19 protein-coding genes are annotated in these 16,995 nt (G+C 69.3%); 5 read left to right on the forward strand and 14 right to left on the reverse strand.

What is annotated here, in order from left to right; all coding sequences use genetic code 11:
• Positions 1–7 precede the first annotated feature (7 nt).
• The 8 genes from AC5Y6Y_RS20610 to AC5Y6Y_RS20645 form a co-directional block, all read right to left on the reverse strand.
• Positions 8–1,141 carry an SDR family oxidoreductase gene (locus AC5Y6Y_RS20610; protein ID WP_463825658.1) on the reverse strand — a complete coding sequence of 378 codons (1,134 nt, stop codon included), beginning with the start codon at positions 1,139–1,141 and terminating at the stop codon, positions 8–10.
• A 67-nt stretch (positions 1,142–1,208) separates the two neighbouring features.
• Positions 1,209–1,310, reverse strand: a complete 102-nt coding sequence (locus AC5Y6Y_RS20615) for a 30S ribosomal protein bS22 (protein ID WP_003402602.1) — start codon at positions 1,308–1,310, stop codon at positions 1,209–1,211.
• 141 nt (positions 1,311–1,451) lie between these two features.
• Complete coding sequence (locus AC5Y6Y_RS20620) at positions 1,452–1,712, reverse strand: helix-turn-helix domain-containing protein (RefSeq protein WP_463825657.1); 261 nt, start codon at positions 1,710–1,712, stop codon at positions 1,452–1,454.
• Positions 1,713–1,852: 140 nt separating this feature from the next.
• Complete coding sequence (gene proC, locus AC5Y6Y_RS20625) at positions 1,853–2,731, reverse strand: pyrroline-5-carboxylate reductase (protein ID WP_463825656.1); 879 nt, start codon at positions 2,729–2,731, stop codon at positions 1,853–1,855.
• Positions 2,732–2,762: 31 nt separating this feature from the next.
• Positions 2,763–3,581, reverse strand: coding sequence for a thioesterase family protein (locus AC5Y6Y_RS20630; protein WP_473139411.1), 819 nt, complete (start codon positions 3,579–3,581; stop codon positions 2,763–2,765).
• Between the two features lies 1 nt (position 3,582).
• Positions 3,583–4,425 carry a sugar phosphate isomerase/epimerase family protein gene (locus AC5Y6Y_RS20635; RefSeq protein ID WP_463825654.1) on the reverse strand — a complete coding sequence of 281 codons (843 nt, stop codon included), beginning with the start codon at positions 4,423–4,425 and terminating at the stop codon, positions 3,583–3,585.
• An 18-nt stretch (positions 4,426–4,443) separates the two neighbouring features.
• Positions 4,444–5,403: an Rv0497 family membrane protein gene (locus AC5Y6Y_RS20640; RefSeq protein ID WP_473139412.1), complete on the reverse strand. Its 960-nt coding sequence runs from the start codon at positions 5,401–5,403 to the stop codon at positions 4,444–4,446.
• Positions 5,400–6,431, reverse strand: a complete 1,032-nt coding sequence (locus tag AC5Y6Y_RS20645) for a Ppx/GppA family phosphatase (RefSeq protein ID WP_473139413.1) — start codon at positions 6,429–6,431, stop codon at positions 5,400–5,402. The genes AC5Y6Y_RS20640 and AC5Y6Y_RS20645 overlap by 4 nt, the downstream gene beginning before the upstream one ends.
• Positions 6,432–6,537: 106 nt before the next feature.
• Between AC5Y6Y_RS20645 and AC5Y6Y_RS20650 the strand changes: the two genes are divergently transcribed.
• A complete protein-coding gene (locus AC5Y6Y_RS20650; protein WP_463825651.1) occupies positions 6,538–7,317 on the forward strand; it encodes a DUF3109 family protein in 780 nt (259 codons plus the stop codon).
• Positions 7,318–7,334: 17 nt separating this feature from the next.
• Here AC5Y6Y_RS20650 and AC5Y6Y_RS20655 read toward each other — a convergent pair whose 3' ends face one another.
• On the reverse strand, positions 7,335–8,057 hold the full coding sequence (locus tag AC5Y6Y_RS20655) for a FadR/GntR family transcriptional regulator (protein ID WP_463825650.1): 723 nt from the start codon (positions 8,055–8,057) through the stop codon (positions 7,335–7,337).
• A gap of 79 nt (positions 8,058–8,136) precedes the next feature.
• Between AC5Y6Y_RS20655 and AC5Y6Y_RS20660 the strand changes: the two genes are divergently transcribed.
• Genes AC5Y6Y_RS20660 through mtnA form a run of 4 tightly spaced genes read left to right on the forward strand, consistent with a single transcriptional unit; the run spans position 8,137 to position 12,294 of the window.
• On the forward strand, positions 8,137–9,084 hold the full coding sequence (locus tag AC5Y6Y_RS20660) for a tocopherol cyclase family protein (RefSeq protein WP_473139414.1): 948 nt from the start codon (positions 8,137–8,139) through the stop codon (positions 9,082–9,084).
• On the forward strand, positions 9,084–9,425 hold the full coding sequence (locus AC5Y6Y_RS20665; protein WP_473139415.1) for a hypothetical protein: 342 nt from the start codon (positions 9,084–9,086) through the stop codon (positions 9,423–9,425). The genes AC5Y6Y_RS20660 and AC5Y6Y_RS20665 overlap by 1 nt, the downstream gene beginning before the upstream one ends.
• Positions 9,422–11,287 carry a GMC family oxidoreductase gene (locus AC5Y6Y_RS20670; protein ID WP_473139416.1) on the forward strand — a complete coding sequence of 622 codons (1,866 nt, stop codon included), beginning with the start codon at positions 9,422–9,424 and terminating at the stop codon, positions 11,285–11,287. The genes AC5Y6Y_RS20665 and AC5Y6Y_RS20670 overlap by 4 nt, the downstream gene beginning before the upstream one ends.
• Before the next feature lie 20 nt (positions 11,288–11,307).
• The gene (gene mtnA / locus AC5Y6Y_RS20675; RefSeq protein WP_473139417.1) at positions 11,308–12,294 is read left to right on the forward strand and encodes an S-methyl-5-thioribose-1-phosphate isomerase; all 987 of its coding nucleotides are present in this window, start codon (positions 11,308–11,310) and stop codon (positions 12,292–12,294) included.
• On the opposite strand, the gene regX is transcribed toward mtnA, so the two are convergent.
• The 5 genes from regX to mshA all read right to left on the reverse strand — a co-directional run bounded on the left by regX (position 12,276) and on the right by mshA (position 16,979).
• Positions 12,276–12,959, reverse strand: a complete 684-nt coding sequence (gene regX, locus AC5Y6Y_RS20680) for a two-component sensory transduction protein RegX (RefSeq protein WP_463825645.1) — start codon at positions 12,957–12,959, stop codon at positions 12,276–12,278. The genes mtnA and regX overlap by 19 nt on opposite strands.
• 49 nt (positions 12,960–13,008) lie before the next feature.
• Positions 13,009–14,235 (reverse strand): sensor histidine kinase, encoded by a 1,227-nt coding sequence (locus AC5Y6Y_RS20685; RefSeq protein WP_463825644.1) that lies wholly within the window; start codon positions 14,233–14,235, stop codon positions 13,009–13,011.
• 134 nt (positions 14,236–14,369) lie between these two features.
• A complete protein-coding gene (locus AC5Y6Y_RS20690; protein ID WP_473139418.1) occupies positions 14,370–15,125 on the reverse strand; it encodes a phosphoglyceromutase in 756 nt (251 codons plus the stop codon).
• 13 nt (positions 15,126–15,138) lie between these two features.
• A complete protein-coding gene (locus AC5Y6Y_RS20695) occupies positions 15,139–15,645 on the reverse strand; it encodes a type III secretion system chaperone family protein (protein WP_463825642.1) in 507 nt (168 codons plus the stop codon).
• Complete coding sequence (gene mshA / locus AC5Y6Y_RS20700; protein WP_463825641.1) at positions 15,642–16,979, reverse strand: D-inositol-3-phosphate glycosyltransferase; 1,338 nt, start codon at positions 16,977–16,979, stop codon at positions 15,642–15,644. The genes AC5Y6Y_RS20695 and mshA overlap by 4 nt, the downstream gene beginning before the upstream one ends.
• Positions 16,980–16,995: the final 16 nt, after the last annotated feature.

A 16,995-nucleotide genomic window follows, 5' to 3' on the forward strand; every position in this document is an offset into this window, starting at 1 on the left:
CCCAAACCTATCTGACCCCGATGCGCGGAATTGAATTTCGGCTACCCCAGCGCTGCGCTACCGCTATAGCACGACCCTCCAAGGAGCGTACCCGATGCGGGTCGATTATGGGAGTCAGGCTACGGCCGCGAACGTAGTCGTCGAAGGCTTCCGCGGTCGTCCATTTCGGCTGATAGCCGAGCTCGGAACGCATGCGGGTGGTGTCCATCACCCGGCCGTAACTCAGGTAGGCGAACTGGTCGCGACTGATCTCGTTGTACCGGTTGGCGCGCCGCAGCGAGTCGAGTGCCCATACGCCAAAACCGGGCACTGGCAACGGAATTCGTCCCGTACGACGGATCGCCTGGGACAACATCATGATGCCGTCGGCGCCGATGTTGAACGTTCCGGCCTTGCCCACCATCGCCGCGCGTTCCAGCGCGCCCAGCGCATCCTGCTCGTGCAGCAGTTGCAGTCGGGCGTCGCGGCCGAACATCGTCGGCACCAAAGGCCCTGCGAGATAACGCGACAGCGTGGTGTCCATCGCCGGGCCGATCATGTTGGCCAGCCGCAGGATGGTCACGGCGATGTCGGGCCGGCGCCGGCCCAGTCCCCGCACGTAGCCCTCGATGTCGAGGCTGTCCTTGGCGAATCCCTCGCGGAATGGCCGGCGGCTGCTGCTGTCCTCGGTGAACATCACCGGATCGCGCGGACTCGACCCGTAGATCTCGGATGTGGACTTCAGCACCACCCGGCGCACCGACGGCGCCTTCTGGCAGGCGGCGAACAGCTGCATCGCCCCCATCACATTGAGCTCTTTGAGTGCCGCGCTGCCGCCGGAGCGCGGCGCGTAGGACGCCGCCGCGGCGTGCACCACGGTGTCGACGTCGCCGTTCCGAATCACCTTGGCAATGAACGGGTTCCGGATGTCGGCGCGCACGAATTCGGCGCGGCCCATCCGGCGCAGCATGTCCTTGCTGGGCGCGATCGCATCGACCGCGATGACCTGATTGATCAGCGGGTTCTGCGCGAGCCGCGCGGTCAGGTAGCCGCCCAGGAACCGGCAGGCACCCGTGACGAGCACCACCTTGGGGTAGTGCACGGTGTCGGCATCGGTAGGCCGGCCGCCGGTCCCCCCGCCATCCGGACTGGACGAATCCACCTCGACAGCCTATCGACGAGGCGAAACGGGAGTGTTACGGACCGGTGACGGTACGCGCGGCCAGGACTTACTTGCCAAGTTTTCTGCGCTGCACTCGAGTGCGACGTAGCAGCTTGCGGTGCTTCTTCTTCGACATACGCTTGCGCCGCTTCTTGATTACTGAACCCATGAACTCCGCTATCTGACCTGTACCGGCTCTAACTGAATGACCGGGACACTTTACCCAACCGTACGCACGCAACGCCAAACCGGCTTCCGACGGCCTGCGGGCGTAGAGCGGACGGCTGTGGTGGGACGTGCAGCGCGCGGATCAGCCCGCGTCGAAATATGACGTCTCCAACATGTCGTGTACGGCTTTGGCGTGCACCCGGAAGGAGCGCCCGACGCGAACGGCGGGCAGCTCGCCGTTGTGCACCAACCGGTAGACCGTCATCTTGGACACCCGCATCAGCGTCGCGACCTCGGCGACGGTGAGAAACTGCGTCCGGGATCCGGCGGCGTCGGCCGAACCACCGTCCCGTGCCGCTTTACCTGCTGAATTCCCTGCCGACGGCCCGTTCGTAGACGTCATCGCAACCCAATCGTGTCAGGCACGCGCAATGCCAGCGGCTTCCCCTCCGCTGGCACTAACACGTGCGTACAAAGAGGAGAATAGCGGGACTAGTGGGGTTACTGGTACTGGTGAGAGACAATCAGTCCAAAATTGGTGAATTATTCTGATGTAATTCTCAGCTGCTCAGAGCGGGTTTTGGCGGCCTGAACGGCGGCGTCGACCGCCACCCGGAATCCGCCCCGCTCCAGCGCCCGCAGCGCCGCGGCGGTGGTCCCCCCGGGTGAGGTCACCGACGCGCGCAACTGCGCAGCCGAGGCGTCCACCTTCAGTCCCATCGGCTCGCCGTCGACCGGGCGCCGCTCGGAGTCCATCCGCTCCAACAGCATCGCCGCCGAACCGGCCATGGTCTGAGCGGCCAGGTCGGTGGCCACCTGGCGGCTCAGCCCCACCGCGACACCCGCGTCCACCAGTGCCTCGACCAACAGCAAGAAGTAGGCCGGGCCGGAACCCGACACCGCGGTCACCGCATCCAGCTGCTGTTCGGGCACGGTGAGCACCCCGCCGACCGCGTCGAACACCGCAGAGACCTCGTCGAGCTGCTGCGCGGTGACGAACCGGCCCTTGGCCAGCGCGGTGACGCCGGCCCCCACCAGTGCCGCCGCGTTGGGCATGGCCCGGACCACCGGGGTACCGGCCGGCAGCTTGGACTCGAAGAAGGTGAGGGTGACACCAGCGGCCACGGTGACGAAAACCTGCTCGACGCTGTCGTTGTCGGCCGCCCCGGTCGCCTCGGCCAGCTCGTCGACCACCGCTTCGACGTCGGCGGGTTTGACCGCAACCACCACGAACGAGGCGTTTTCCACCGCCTCGCTGATCGAGGTCTGCACCAGCACGCCATAGGTGCTGGACAGGTACTTGGCCCGATCCGGCATCCGTTCGGCCACCACCAGGTCCTTGACCTGCCGGCCGGCCCGCAGCAGACCCGACAACAGGGCTTCGCCGATGCTGCCGCCGCCGATGATCGCGATTCTTGCCATGCCGCAAAGCATCGCAGACCCGGCGACCGGGTCACCCGGGAGGTGTGAGTGCCAATTGGCGGGATTGCACCACGATGCGCCCGGCGGAGTCGACCACGGTGTGGTCCTCGTCGAACCAGTCCTGCCCGATTTCGACGCAGGTGCTGATGACCCGCAGCCAGCCGTCGACGGGCAGGGCCCGCAGGTAGGCGGTGAACTGCACCGTGGGCGCCCAACCGGTGCGGTCCACCGCGAACGTCACCGGGGCCGACAGGTCGCCGCAGAACAGGGCGAACAGCGGGTCCGGCGACACCCTTCGCGGCCGCGCCCACATCTGGAACACCGGCGGCCCGCCGTCGGCGCCGCGCCCCTGAGTCGACAGCAGCGGCCGGATATCGCAACCCGCACCCAGATGCACCAGACCGGCCGAGGGGTGGCCGGGCCCGATCGGCGCGACATCAGCGGGCGGCTCCGGGACCATCAGCTCGATCACCGGATTGACCGACAACAACGGCGCCGCCTCGTGTCCCGGTTCGCCCAGGGTGACCACCGCGTGCACGGCGGTGCGCTCGCCCTGGACCAGCTCGACGTCGGCCACGGTGATCCGGCGGCCCCGCTTGCGCAGCGTGGTCTCCAGGCGCATCGGTCCCGGATCGGGCGCGGACAGGAAGTTCACCGAGACCGCGACCGGTTGCTGGCGGGGGCCGGCGAACGCGGTCCGCGCGGCGTTGGCGCACAGCGCCACCATGGCGCCGCCGTGCACCTTGGGACCGATGGTCCAATGCTGGTCCAGCGCGCCTTCGAAGACCGGCCCGCCTGGTCCGGATCCGATTTCGCGCAGCGCCATCGCGGCGGTGAACAACGCGTCCATGTCAGCGCAGCAGGTTGGTGCGGGCGAATTGGAGCGACTCGACGAGCATCGCTTCGCGCTCGGCGGCCGATCGGGCACTCGAGGTCGACACTTCCAGCACCACGTGGCCGGTGAAATCGCCGGCGGCGAGCATCTGGCACACCTCGACGGTGGGCTGGGTGCCGCGGCCGGGCACCAGGTGCTCGTCGGCGGGCAATCCACTGCCGTCACACAGATGCAGGTGCACCAATCCCGAACCCATCTGTCGCGCCATCTCCAACGAGTCGGTGCCGGCGGTCGCGGTGTGCGAGAGGTCCAGCGTGTAGTGCGCGTGGTTGCCGTCCAGCGGGTTGTACGACGGCGCGAACGCCGAAACGCCGGGGCCCGGCCCGCCGCCACGCCTGCGCATCCGTTCCCGGGTCTGGTCGAGTCCGAAGAACCGGTCGGTGCGAAACGGGAACATGTTCTCGACCGCCACCAGCACATTGCTGGTTTCTTCCAGGGCCTTGACCTGGTCGCTGAAGCCCTCGGCGTACCGCCGTTGCCACCGGAACGGCGGGTGCACCACCACCGTCTGGGCGCCCAACTGCTCGGCGGCCCGCACGCTGCGGTCCAGCTTGAGGATCGGGTTGGCCCCCCACACCCGCTGCGAGATCAGCAGGCAGGGCGCGTGCACGGACAGCACCGGCACGCGATATCGCTGCGACAGCTTGGCGACGGCGTCGATGTCCTGGCTCACAGACTCGCTCCAGACCATCAGTTCGACGCCGTCGTAACCGAGCCTGGCCGCATACTCGAACGCGGCCTCGGCCCGCAACGGGTACACCGAGGCCGTCGACAGGCCGACTTTGATCGCTGGGCGCACAGTCTCCTCTGGGGGCGCCTAGCTCGTCTGCAACAGGGCCATCGGTCCCAGGGTGATCAACGCACCCACGGCGACCGCGATCAACGTGCTGGCAATGTCCTCGGTCTTGCGTACCACCCGGACACCCACCACCAGCCCGAGGATGACCAGCACCGAGAGCACCAGCGCCACGATGGGGTTCCACCGCCACAGCTGGTCGAAAGCGATGAACAAGCCGCCACCGAACGCGACCGCCAGGATCGACTGCAGCACGGTCAGCAGGGCGCGGCCCAGCGCCGCCATCCTGCCGTGCGAACGCCGGGCACTGCCCTGGTCGGCTTCGGGTGCGTCGTCGGCTGCGGCCGGCAGGGGGTCGCTGCGCCGGCGGGCGACCTCGTCGGCGAGGGACTGACCGCCGAACAATGTGTCGTCCGGGGTCTCGTCCGCGTCGGCGCCGTGCAGGTAGGAGCGCACATACGCGGAGTCTTCGACCACCGATTCCGCGTCGCGCACCTCGCTGTCCATCACGTCGACCGACGCGTCGGTGTAGTGACCCACCGGATCCGGACTCATGTGCTCGGCACCCGACTGCTGCTCGGCGTCGGTGGCGCCGGATTGGCGTAGCGGCCGCGGGTACTGGCTGCGCTCCGGACCGGGTTTGCGCGGCGCGAGCGGTTCCGATCTGGGCCAGCGCGGCTCGGGCTCGGCCCAGTAGGCCGCCGGAACCTCCGGTTCGGGATCGACGGCGGGGGTCTCGCGGACCTCGGGTTCGGCGGCGGGCGCGGCCGCCGGTCGCGGTTCAGGTGACACCTTCTCGCGAGGCTCGTCACGGATGACCGGTATCTCACCGGTCAGCTCGGCGACGCTGATCGAGTCGTCGCCCCGACGACGACGGCGCCGGCGGGTGGCCGTGGGCGTACCGCCGGTTCCGTTCCTGGCCAGCAGCTCGGCCACCGAGATCTGCTTGGTGTCTTCGGCGTCGGGGTGTGGTCCAGTCATGATTTGCCTCTCGACCGGTTTGACGCTACCCGATCAGCTACCTGACCTGCGGAATCACGCGCCGACGTCTGCACGGTCGACGTCTCCATGAAGGCGGTTCCGTCCGCTTCGCTGTCGAGTTTGCGCAAGATCAGACCCTCCCGTAGCGCCCACGGGCAGATGTCCACCGTTTCTATCGACAGCGCTCGCATACTCGCCTCCGCCACCAGAGCACCCGCCACGATCTGCGGCGCACGCTCGGCGCTGACTCCTTCCAGTTCTGCCCGGTCAGCGGTCGTCATCCTAGAGATGAAAGATATGAGTTGTCTGAGGCCATTCGCGGTGAGGGTCCGCCGCACGTTGGGGCCGGCGGCCGAGGGGGCGGCGCCGGTGAGGCGCGCCAGCGACCGGAAGGTCTTGGAGGTGGCGACCGCGAGGTCGGGCTCACCGGCGTCGAGCAGGGTCGCGCTGGCATCGGCCAGCTCGGCATCCAGCCAGTCGCGCAGCATTGCGATCCGGCGTCGCCCGGGCGGGTCGTCGGGCAGCCATTCGCGGGTCAGCCGTCCGGCGCCCAGCGGTAGCGACAACGCCACCTCGGGTTCCTCGTCGACGCCGCTGGACACTTCCAGCGAGCCGCCGCCGATATCGAGGTTGATGATGCGTCCCGCGCTCCAGCCGAACCAGCGCCGCACCGCCAGGAAGGTCAACCGGGACTCGTCGACCCCGCGCAGCACCTGCAGCTCGACCCCGGCTTCCTTGCGTACCCGGGCCAGCACGTCGTCGGAATTCTCGGCGTCGCGGACCGCGGAGGTGGCGAAGGCCATCAACTCGGCACAACCGGAGCTGACCGCGATCTTGGCGAACTCCTCGACCGTGGCGATCAGCTTGTCGGCGCCGCGCTTGGTGATCTTGCCCGAACTGTCGGTCGCCTCGGCCAGCCGCAGCGTGGCCTTGGTCGAACTCATCGGGGCCGGACACCCGCCCCGATGCGCATCGACCACCAGTAGATGGACCGTGTTGCTACCCACGTCCAGCACGCCCAATCGCACGGAATCAAAACTAGCGGGGCTGACCAGGCACTCGCCTGTCGACCCGTGCTATCGCGCTGCGCGCGGGAGCCGGTCGCCGGCCGGCCGGAGGACTAATGTTGCACCCGTGGCTAACTCGCGACCGGGACAGGAGGTCGAACTGGACTTCGCCCGGGAGTGGGTGGAGTTCTACGACCCCGACGATCCCGAGCACCTGATCGCGGCCGACTTCACCTGGCTGCTGTCGCGCTGGACGTGCGTGTTCGGCACGCCGGCCTGCCACGGCACCGTTGCCGGCCGCCCGGACGACGGGTGTTGCTCGCACGGGGCGTTCCTGTCCGACGACGACGACCGCGCCCGGTTGGACGACGCGGTACGCAAGCTGACCAAGGACGACTGGCAGTTCCGCGACAAGGGCCTGGGCCGCAAGGGTTACCTGGAGCTCGACGAGCACGAGGGCGAGCCGCAGTACCGCACCCGCAAGCACAAGGACGCGTGCGTGTTCCTGAACCGGCCCGGCTTCGCCGGTGGTGTCGGCTGCGCGCTACACAGCAAAGCCCTCAAGCTGGGGGTCCCACCGTTGACGATGAAACCCGACGTGTGCTGGCAGCTGCCGATCCGGCGCAGCCAGGAGTGGGTGACCCGGCCGGACGGCACCGAGATCCTGAAGACCTTCATCACCGAGTACGACCGGCGCGGCTGGGGCTCCGGTGGCGCCGATCTGCACTGGTACTGCACCGGCGATCCGGGCGCCCATGTCGGGGCCAAGCAGGTGTGGCAGAGCCTGGCCGACGAACTCACCGAGCTGCTGGGCGAGAAGGCGTACGCCGAGTTGGCCGCAATGTGCAAGCGCCGCAGCCAATTAGGGCTCGTTGCGGTGCACCCGGCGACGCGGGCCGCCGAGTAGGCGACAGCGTCGGCGAGTCAGACGCTGTTCCTTCTGGTGTAGACCAGGACCATGCGCAGCGCACTGGCATTCAGGTAGGCCGCCACGCTCGCCGCGGCGGCATCCGCGTCGTGCGCCAGCACTGCGCCGGTGATCGCCTGCAGATCGGCGACCACCGGCTCGGCATCGTCGTAGGCCTCGGTGAGTTCGTGTTCGCGACCGCCGAACGCCTGTTCCACCCAGCGATACAGCAAACCCAGCGCGCGGTTGCGGGTGCTGTGGATCAACACCTGGAAGTAGGCCAGGTCGGCCGCCTGCCGGGCGGCGGCCGTATCCGCCCCGCGTAACCGGTCCAGCGCGGCGGTGAGTTCCTCGGCATCCGCGGTGGTGCTGCGCTGCGCCGCCAGCCGGCCGATCAGCGGGCCCAGGGCGCCGCGGATCTCCAGCAACTCGACCAGGAACTCCGGCCCGAGCTTGCGCACCAGCGCCTCGACCACCGCCGGATGGGTCAGGCCCTCGGGATCACGAACCACGCTGCCGCTGCCGTGCCGGACCTCGATCAGTCCCATTTGCTGCAGCCGGGCCAGACCCTGCCGCAGGGATGTCCGGTTGACCCCGAGTTGATCAGCCAGTTCGCGCTCCGGCGGCAGGGTCGAGCCGGGCGGGAAAACGCCGTCCAGGATCGCGTCGGCCATCGACGCGGCGATCTGCTCATCGACTCGCTGTCGATCCGGCGGGGGTATCGGACTTGACTGGTTCATTGGCTCAACCAATTATAGAAGGCGACCGGACCGCGCCGGCGTATTTGACCGCCGCGTGTTCCCGACCGGAAGGCACGTGATGGATGACGCGATGCGCTCGGCCGTGGCCCCGCGCTGGCGGGGCGACCCGGGGCGACTGGAGGTGTGGTACGCCACCCTCTCCGATCCGGACACCCGCGCCGGACTGTGGGTGCACTGTGAGACCGTCGCACCGACGCACGGGAGTCCGTACGCCCACGGCTGGGTGACCTGGTTCGCGCCCGAAGGCCCACCGCGCACCGAGCGGTTCGGTCCCGCACCCGTCGAACCCACCGGCGGCACCGCGTGGTTCGCGGCAGCCGGCGCTCTGGTGGCGCCGGAAACGCTTGCCGGCCAAGCGGGTTCGATCGGTTGGCAGCTCGCCTGGACGGACACCGCGGCGCCGCTGTGGACGTTTCCGCGCCTGCTGTGGGAACGCGAACTGCTACCCGGCGCCCAGGTGGTGGCAGCGCCCACCGCGGACTTCACCGGTTGCCTGACCATCGACGGCACCACGTCGCGAGTGGACCGCTGGCGCGGCAACGTCGCGCACATCTACGGGCACGGCAACGCCAAGCGGTGGGGCTGGCTCCACGCCGACCTCGGTGGCGGCGATGTCGTGGAAGTCGTCACCGCACAGTCGCACAAGCCGGGACTCAACCGTCTGCCGCCGATGGCTTTCGTGCGCTTCCGTATCGACGGAAAAGACTGGCCGGCAGTGCTTTCGCCCTCGCTGCGGCTGCGCACCACGCTGGGCCTGTGGCATTGGCAGCTGGAGGGGCGGATCGGCGGCCGCGCGCTGTTGATCCGGGTCGACCAGCCGCCGCAGCGCTGCGTGAGCCTGGAGTACACCGATCCCGACGGTGGCCGATGCGTATGCACCAACACCGAGCAGGCCGACATCCACATCGAACTCGGCGAACGGCAGTGGTCGGTGCTGGGCACCGGCCATGCCGAGGTCGGGTTGCGCGGCGACCAGGCACCACCGGTCAATGAGAGGACACCCTGATGAGTTTCGCCTTGGACCCACCGCTGCTGTTCGCCTCCGGCGTGCTGATCGAACGCCGCTTTCCCGCGCATCGCCGCGACCTCGTGGAGGCCGCGGTGCTCGGCGTATTCTTCGCCGGGTCATTCGGCCTGTACCACAACGTGCCCGGACTGGGCTTCCTGTGGCGTCCGTTCCGCGCCCGCAACGGACGCGACTTCATGTGGAACAGCGGCTTTTTCGACGTTGCCACCGACGAGCTGAACTGGCCCGCGCACGCCACTGCCGGCGGCATCTTCGCGACGTATCCGTTCTTCCTCAAGCTGGGCCGCGCCCTCGGGCGGCAGGTCGCTGCGCGCTCGTGAGCCCCCGGTTGGCGGCACGGGCGACGGCATCCTTCGGCACTGCGCTGCTGCCCGAGGAGCACGGCGGCCCTGCGCCGGCGCAGTTCGCCGAACGCGTCGACCGCTACCTGGCGCAGCTTCCCGGCCCCTCGCGGCTGGCGGTACGGGCCGGGCTGCTGTCGCTGGCGGCGGCGAGCTACCTGACCACCGGCCGGTCCCTGGCGCGCCTGCGGCCGCCCGAGCGGGAACGGGTGCTGCACCGCGTCGCCGCGCTGGGCGCCGACGTCCGGGCGGCGGTCGAGGGCATGAAGGTGGTCGGCCTGTTGGCCAACGGTGCCGACAGCTACGCGGCCGAACTGCTGTCCCGCGCCCAGCACGAAGGCGCGGTGCGCCCGGATGCGCCGCTGGCTGTCACCCCGGCCACCGAGAGCGCCTCCGTTGTCACCGCCGACGTGGTGATCGTCGGCTCCGGCGCCGGTGGCGCGATGACGGCCCGCACGCTGGCCCGTGCCGGCCTCGAGGTGGTGGTGCTCGAGGAGGGACGCCGCTGGACGGTGGAGGAATTCCGCACCACCCACCCGATCGACCGCTACGCCGGCCTGTACCGCGGCGCCGGGGCCACCATCGCGCTGGGTCGCCCCTCGGTGGTGCTGCCGATGGGCCGCGCGGTAGGCGGTACCACCGTGGTCAATTCCGGCACCTGCTTTCGCCCACCGGTCGCGGTGCAGCGGCGCTGGTGCGACGAATTCGGTCTCGGCCTGGCCGACCCCGACCGGTTGGCCGGCTACCTCGACGAGGTGGAGCGCACCCTGCAGGTGGCTCCGTCACCACGAAATATGTTGGGCCGCAACGGCGATCTTCTGCTGGACGCCGCCGACACGCTGGGTTGGCGGGCGGCACCGATCCCCCGCAACGCGCCGGGTTGCGGGGGCTGCTGCCAGTGCGCGATCGGCTGCCCGCACAACGCGAAGTTCGGCGTCCACCTCAACGCCCTGCCGCAGGCGTGTGCAGCCGGGGCACGGATCGTCTCCCACGCGCGCGCCGAACGGGTGCTGCACCGGAACGGACGGGCCCGGGGCGTCCGTGCACGTCGTCCCGATGGCACCGCGATCGACGTCCTCGCCGCCACCGTCGTGATCGCCGCCGGCGCGACCGAGACACCAATGTTGTTGCAGCGCAGTGGGATCGGCGGACATCCGCGACTGGGCCGCAACCTCGCACTGCATCCCGCGACGTTGCTCGCCGGCCGCTTCGAGGACGACGTCTACGCCTGGCGCGGTGTGCTGCAGAGCGCGGCCGTGCATGAATTCCACGAGTCCGACGGCGTGCTGATCGAGGCGACGTCCACGCCGCCGGGAATGGGGTCGATCGTCTTCCCCGGCTTCGGCGCCCAGTTGCTGCACTGGCTGGACCGGGCACCGCAGATCGCCACCTTCGGTGCGCTGGTGGCCGACCGGGGCGTCGGCTCGGTGCACTCGGTGCGCGGCCAGACGCTGGTGCGCTACGACATCGCGCCGGCCGATGTCGCCAAGTTGCGGGTGGCGCTGACCGCGATCGGTCGCCTGCTGTTCGCTGCCGGCGCCGTCGAAGTGCTCACCGGCCTGCCCGGCGCCATGACGGTGTCCTCGGCAGCCGAGCTGCAGCAGGTGCTGGCCGGGGCCGATCCCGGCAGTCTGCACCTGTCCGCGTTTCACCCGACCGGGACCGCGGCCGCCGGCGCCGACGATCAGCTCTGCCCGGTCGATCCCGCCGGCCGACTACGCGGCGTGCACGGCGTGTGGGTGGCCGACGCCTCGATCCTGCCCAGCTGCCCTGAGGTCAACCCGCAGGTGTCGATCATGGCGCTCGCGCTGGCGGTGGCCGATCAGATCGTTGGACGTTGACCGGACGCTAGGGTCGGCTGATGCGCAGGACCATCGACTGGGACGGCGATGCCGTCACGATCATCGACCAGACCGCCCTGCCGACCGACTACCGGGTGTTGCGGCTGACCAGTGTCGACGAGCTGATCGACGCGATCCGCCGGCTGGCGGTGCGGGGAGCGCCGGCACTCGGCGCGGCGGGGGCCCTCGGCGTTGTGCTCGCTGCCCGCGAAGGGGGTGACGTTCCGGTCGCGGCCCGACGGGTCGCCACGGCCCGGCCGACCGCCGTCAACCTCAGCTGGGGTGTCGCCCGGGCCCTCGCCAAACTCGACCAGGGCGGCGCGGCCGTGCTGGCCGAAGCGCTGGAGATCCTCGACGAGGACGAACGTCTCAACCGCGCCGCATCGGCCCACGCCGCGCAGATCCTGCTCGAGGTATGCCCGCGGCGGCCGTTGCGGCTACTCAGCCACTGCAATGCCGGCCATCTCGCGACCGTGGCCTGGGGCAGCGCGCTGGGCGTCGTCTGGCACCTGCACGAACGGGGCCTGGTCGAGTCGGTGCTGGTCGACGAGACACGCCCGCTGCTGCAGGGCGGCCGCCTCACCGCCTGGGAGCTGGCCCAGGCCGGCGTGCCCTACCGGGTGCAACCCGACGGCGCCGCGGCCGCGGCGATGGCACGGGGCCTGGTGGACTGTGTGCTCGTCGGCGCCGATCGGATCGCGGCCAACGGCGACGTCGCCAACAAAATCGGCACCTACGGCTTAGCCGTCGTGGCGCACCATCATCGGGTGCCGCTGATCGTGGTCGCCCCCTCGTCCACCGTCGACACCGCGCTGGCCAGCGGGGCCGAGATCGCCATCGAGGAACGCGCGCCCGAAGAACTGCGCATGTTCGGCGGCGCCGCCATCACCCCGCCGGACGCCGACGTTTTCAATCCGGCTTTCGACGTGACCCCGGCCGAGCTGATCTCCGCCGTCGTCACCGAACACGGCCGATACCGGCCGCCGGATCACCCCTCGAGCTTGTAGCCCAGCCCCCGCACCGTCACCAGATGCACCGGGTTGGCCGGATCGGACTCGATCTTGGACCGCAACCGCTTGACGTGCACGTCGAGAGTCTTGGTGTCGCCAACGTAATCCGCGCCCCAGACCCGGTCGATCAGCTGGCCGCGGGTCAGCACCCGCCCGCTGTTGCGCATCAGGTACTCCAGCAGGTCGAACTCCTTGAGCGGCAACGTGATCGTGTCCCCGTTGACCGACACGACGTGCCGTTCGACGTCCATCCGGACCGGGCCGGACTCCAGCACCCCGTCGCTGATCTCGGAGTCGTCGTCGCCACCCCGGCGCAGCACCGCCCGGATCCGGGCGATCAGCTCGCGCGCCGAGTAGGGCTTGGTCACGTAGTCGTCGGCGCCGAGCTCCAGACCGACCACCTTGTCGATCTCACTGTCGCGCGCGGTCACCATGATCACCGGCACCCCGGAGCGGGCCCGCAGCTGCTTGCAGACGTCGGTCCCGGACATGCCCGGCAGCATCAGGTCCAGTAGCACGATGTCGGCACCGGTCCGGTCGAACTCGGCCAGCGCCGAGGGTCCGTCGGTCACCACGGTGGCCTCGAAACCCTCTTTGCGCAGCAGGAAGGCCAGCGGATCGGCCAGCGATTCCTCGTCTTCCACGATCAGCACGCTCGTCATTTGCGCCACTCTCCTTCATCGCTTCCCACTGCATGGTCGTAACCGCGGGTCATCGACTCAGCTCTTCCTCTCGTTGTGCTCTGCCCGGCCTCAGGTCCCGGCCCAGCGGCTTCACCTTGTCCTGGGTGTTCACCGCAGCGGATTCGGACGCCGGGATCGACAGCGTGAATGTCGATCCGGTCCCCGGCTTGCTCCAGACGCCGATGCTGCCGCCGTGGTTGGCTGCGACGTGCTTGACAATGGCAAGTCCCAGCCCGCTCCCCCCGGTGGCGCGCGACCGCGCTTTGTCGCCACGGAAGAACCGCTCGAAAACCCGCTCCTGATCCTCCAGCGCGATCCCGATGCCCCGGTCGGTGACCGCGATCTCGACGTTGTCACCGCGCCGGCGGCGACTGATCGAGACCAGCGACCCCCGCGGCGAATAGGCGATCGCATTGGACACCAGATTGGCCAGCGCGGTCACCAGCAGCGTCTGGTCCCCCACCACCTGCAGCCCACTGGCCGCGTCGGTGCGAACTTCGATGTCGGCGTTGTCGGCGGCCACCTTGTGGCGTGAGATCGCCTCGGAGACAACGGCATCGATGTCGACGTCGGTCTCGTTCGTCAGTCGCTCGGCACCCTGCAGCCGGGACAGCTCGATCAGTTCGGCGACCATGTCACCCAGCCGGTTGGCCTCGATGAGCACCTTTTCGGCAAACCGTCGGACCGTCTCGGTGTCGTCCGCGGACGCCAGCAGCGCCTCGGCGAGCAGGGTCATGGCTCCGACCGGCGTCTTGAGTTCGTGGCTGACGTTGGCGACGAAGTCCCGCCGGGTGGCCTCCATCCGGGCGTAGTCGGACTGGTCCAGCACGAAGACCACCGCGAAGCGGCGGTCCTGCTCGCTGAGCAACCGGGCGTGGCCGTGCACGCACAGTCCGGACTTGGCACCTGCGCGCTTGTCGGTGGCCAAGTCGAATTCGACGTCATCGCCACCCAGGGCCTGCTTGGCGGCCTTCCAGGCGTCGTCGTCGAGCTGGCGGTCGCGGACCAGACCGAGCTCGCGGGCCCGGTCGTTCAGATAGACGACGTCGCGGTGGGTATCCACCACCGCAGCACCCATCGGCATCAGTGCCACGATTCGCTGCAGCATCTGCGCGACGGTGATACCCGTCCACTCGGCGGGCTGCTGGCTGGGCTGCCGCACCCGCCGCGCCAGCCGGAAGCCGACCGCGACACCGACGGCCAGGGCCAGCGCGGACAAGACCCCGGCCAGCAACAGTGCCGAGAACACAGTCACAGCCCAAATCCTACAAATCAGGTGAACGGCGCCCTAGCGGAGCGCGGCTAAAACCAGACAAGTCACATGCTTCGGCGCAGGTGTTCCGCTCGCGTTTACGCGATGTTCAGCAAGCTGTTCTTTACCGGCCGGATTCAGCCCTTCGACGCACCCTGACCGGCCACCGCGGCGGCACCGGCCTCGGCCGCTTCGGGATCCAGGTAGGTGCCGCCGGCAACCGTCGGCCGCAGGTCGGCGTCCAGGTCGTAACGCAACGGAACGCCGGTCGGGATGTTCAATCCGACCACGTCCTCGTCGGACATCTGATCCAGGTACTTGACCAGGGCCCGCAGCGAGTTGCCGTGCGCGGCGATCAGCACCGTCTTGCCGGTCCGCAGGTCCGGGACGATCACGTCGGTGAAGTACGGCAGAAACCGGTCGACGACGTCGGCCAGGCACTCGGTCAGCGGCCCGCCACCGATGTTGGCGTAGCGCGGGTCGGCGTCCTGGCTGAACTCGCTGCCCCTCTCGATCTCCGGCGGCGGGGTGTCGTAGCTGCGCCGCCACGCCATGAACTGCTCCTCGCCGTACTTCTCTTTCGTCTTGGCCTTGTCCAGCCCCTGCAGCGCCCCGTAATGGCGTTCGTTGAGCCGCCAGCTGCGATGCACCGGGATCCACAGCCGGTCGGCCGCGTCCAGGGCCAGGTGCGCGGTGCTGATCGCGCGGCGCAACAACGAGGTGTAGAGCACGTCGGGCAGCAGGTCCTGTTCGGCCAGCAGCTCGCCGCCGCGGACCGCCTCGGCCCGGCCCTTCTCGGTCAGCCCGACGTCAACCCAGCCGGTGAACAGGTTGCGGGCATTCCATTCGCTCTCGCCGTGCCGCAGCAGCACCAGAGTGGCAGTGTCTCCCATGCCGCAAAGTCTCTCACGCGTCGTCGTCGATCAGGTGCGCGAACGCCTTAAGGTTCTTCAGCGACTCCCCGCGCGAGACCCGCCACTCCCATTCTTTCTGGATCGACGTGCGAAAACCCAACTCCAGCAACGTGTTGAAGTCCGAATCCACCGCCTCCAGCACCTGTCCGAGCACCCGGTCGATCTCGTCGGCGTCGACCGACGCCAGCGACATCCGACCGACCAGGTAGATGTCGCCGACATTGTCGATCGTGTAGGCGACGCCGTAGAGCCGACGGTTGCGCTTGAGCAGGAACCGGTAGACACCCTCGTGGTTTTCGTCGGGCTTGCGGCACACGAAGGCCTCGACCCGCACCGAATGCTCGCCGATGCTCAGGATGGTGTTGGTCTTGAGCCTGCGCTCGCCGGGGAGTTCCACGATGAGCCCGGGCAGCCCGCCGTGCGCGCCGGCGTGCGCCGAGTACGTCAGATCGCTGGCCTGCAACGCATCCTCGATCAGCCGCTGCACCTGCGCGGTCATGCGCCCACCCCGCGGCGGGCCGTCCAGCGCCGCGGCCTGCGCTTGGCAACCAGATCGCGGCGCCGACGCTGACGCTCGGCGGTGAAGCCGCCGATCGCACGCCGGTAGCTCCGCAGCAACGCGTCGGTGGTGTGCTCCCAGGAGAACGTGCCCGCGTGCTGGACCGCGGCCCGGCTCATCGCCCACCCCTGCGGGCCGGCACCGATCCGCAGCAGGTGATCGATGGCATCAGCCCACTGCCCGACGTCGTGGCCGGACACCAGGGTGCCGGTGATGCCGTCGCGCACCGCGACCGGCAGTCCGCCGACCGCGGCCGCCACCACCGGCGTGCCGCAGGCCTGGGCCTCGATCGCGACCAACCCGAAGGATTCCGAATAACTGGGTATCGCAACGAGATCCGCGGCGTGGAACAACCGGGCCAGATCCGTGCGGGACTGCGGCGGCAGGAACGTCACCCGCTGGGCGATACCCAGTTCGCCGGCCAGTCGCGCCAAACCGTCCGGTGACGCCAGGCCGCTGCCCGACGGTCCACCGGCGACCACGATGCGCACCCCCGGCAGCCGCGCCGCCGCCCGCAACACGATGTCGGGGGCCTTCAACGGCTGGATACGCCCGACGAAGGCCACCACCGGCTCGTGCGGCGCGAGCCCGAGGGCGCTGCGGGCCGCCGCCCGGTCACCCGGCCGGAACACCTCCAGATCGACCCCGGGGTGCACCACGTCGATGCGTGCCGGATCGGCATGGTGCAGTGAAATCAGTTGGCGCGCTTCATCATCGGTATTCACGATGAGCCGGTCCGCCTCGTCCACGACCTGCTGCTCACCCACCGTCCGCAACGGCGGCTCGGCCGCGTCGCCGTCGGCCAGCGCGGCGTTCTTGACCGCGGCCAGGGTGTGCGCGGTGTGCACCAGCGGAACGGCCCAGCGGTCGCGCGCCAGCCAACCGACCTGACCGGACAGCCAGTAGTGCGAATGCACCAGGTCGTAGTAACCCGGTTCGTGGGCAGCCTCGGCGCGCAACACCCCGGCGGCGAATGCACACAGCTGGGTCGGCAGGTCGTACTTGTCCAGCCCTTCGAACGGCCCGGCCACCACGTTGCGCACCAGCACCCCCGGTTCCACCCGCACGATCGGCGGGTCCGCGGACGCGGTGGCCCTGGTGAAGATCTCCACCTCGACGCCGCGGCGGGCCAGGTGCAACGCGGTCTGCAGTACGTAGACGTTCATCCCACCGGCGTCGCCGGTGCCCGGCTGGGCCAGCGGCGAGGTGTGCACCGCCAGCAGGGCGACGCGGGTCAGCGCGCTCTCGTCGTCGCGAACAACTGGGTACCGCACCCCTTCATCTTTACAG

Source organism: Mycobacterium sp. NGS24 (genome assembly GCF_059813065.1).

Bases quoted from the DNA above. Each gene is read 5' to 3' on its own strand.
- AC5Y6Y_RS20615 (WP_003402602.1), bottom strand. From the start codon at position 1,310: ATGGGTTCAGTAATCAAGAAGCGGCGCAAGCGTATGTCGAAGAAGAAG.
- AC5Y6Y_RS20620 (WP_463825657.1), bottom strand. From the start codon at position 1,712: ATGACGTCTACGAACGGGCCGTCGGCAGGGAATTCAGCAGGTAAAGCG.
- proC (WP_463825656.1), bottom strand. From the start codon at position 2,731: ATGGCAAGAATCGCGATCATCGGCGGCGGCAGCATCGGCGAAGCCCTG.
- AC5Y6Y_RS20630 (WP_473139411.1), bottom strand. From the start codon at position 3,581: ATGGACGCGTTGTTCACCGCCGCGATGGCGCTGCGCGAAATCGGATCC.
- AC5Y6Y_RS20640 (WP_473139412.1), bottom strand. From the start codon at position 5,403: ATGACTGGACCACACCCCGACGCCGAAGACACCAAGCAGATCTCGGTG.
- AC5Y6Y_RS20655 (WP_463825650.1), bottom strand. From the start codon at position 8,057: ATGAACCAGTCAAGTCCGATACCCCCGCCGGATCGACAGCGAGTCGAT.
- AC5Y6Y_RS20660 (WP_473139414.1), top strand. From the start codon at position 8,137: ATGGATGACGCGATGCGCTCGGCCGTGGCCCCGCGCTGGCGGGGCGAC.
- AC5Y6Y_RS20665 (WP_473139415.1), top strand. From the start codon at position 9,084: ATGAGTTTCGCCTTGGACCCACCGCTGCTGTTCGCCTCCGGCGTGCTG.
- mtnA (WP_473139417.1), top strand. From the start codon at position 11,308: ATGCGCAGGACCATCGACTGGGACGGCGATGCCGTCACGATCATCGAC.
- regX (WP_463825645.1), bottom strand. From the start codon at position 12,959: ATGACGAGCGTGCTGATCGTGGAAGACGAGGAATCGCTGGCCGATCCG.
- AC5Y6Y_RS20690 (WP_473139418.1), bottom strand. From the start codon at position 15,125: ATGGGAGACACTGCCACTCTGGTGCTGCTGCGGCACGGCGAGAGCGAA.
- AC5Y6Y_RS20695 (WP_463825642.1), bottom strand. From the start codon at position 15,645: ATGACCGCGCAGGTGCAGCGGCTGATCGAGGATGCGTTGCAGGCCAGC.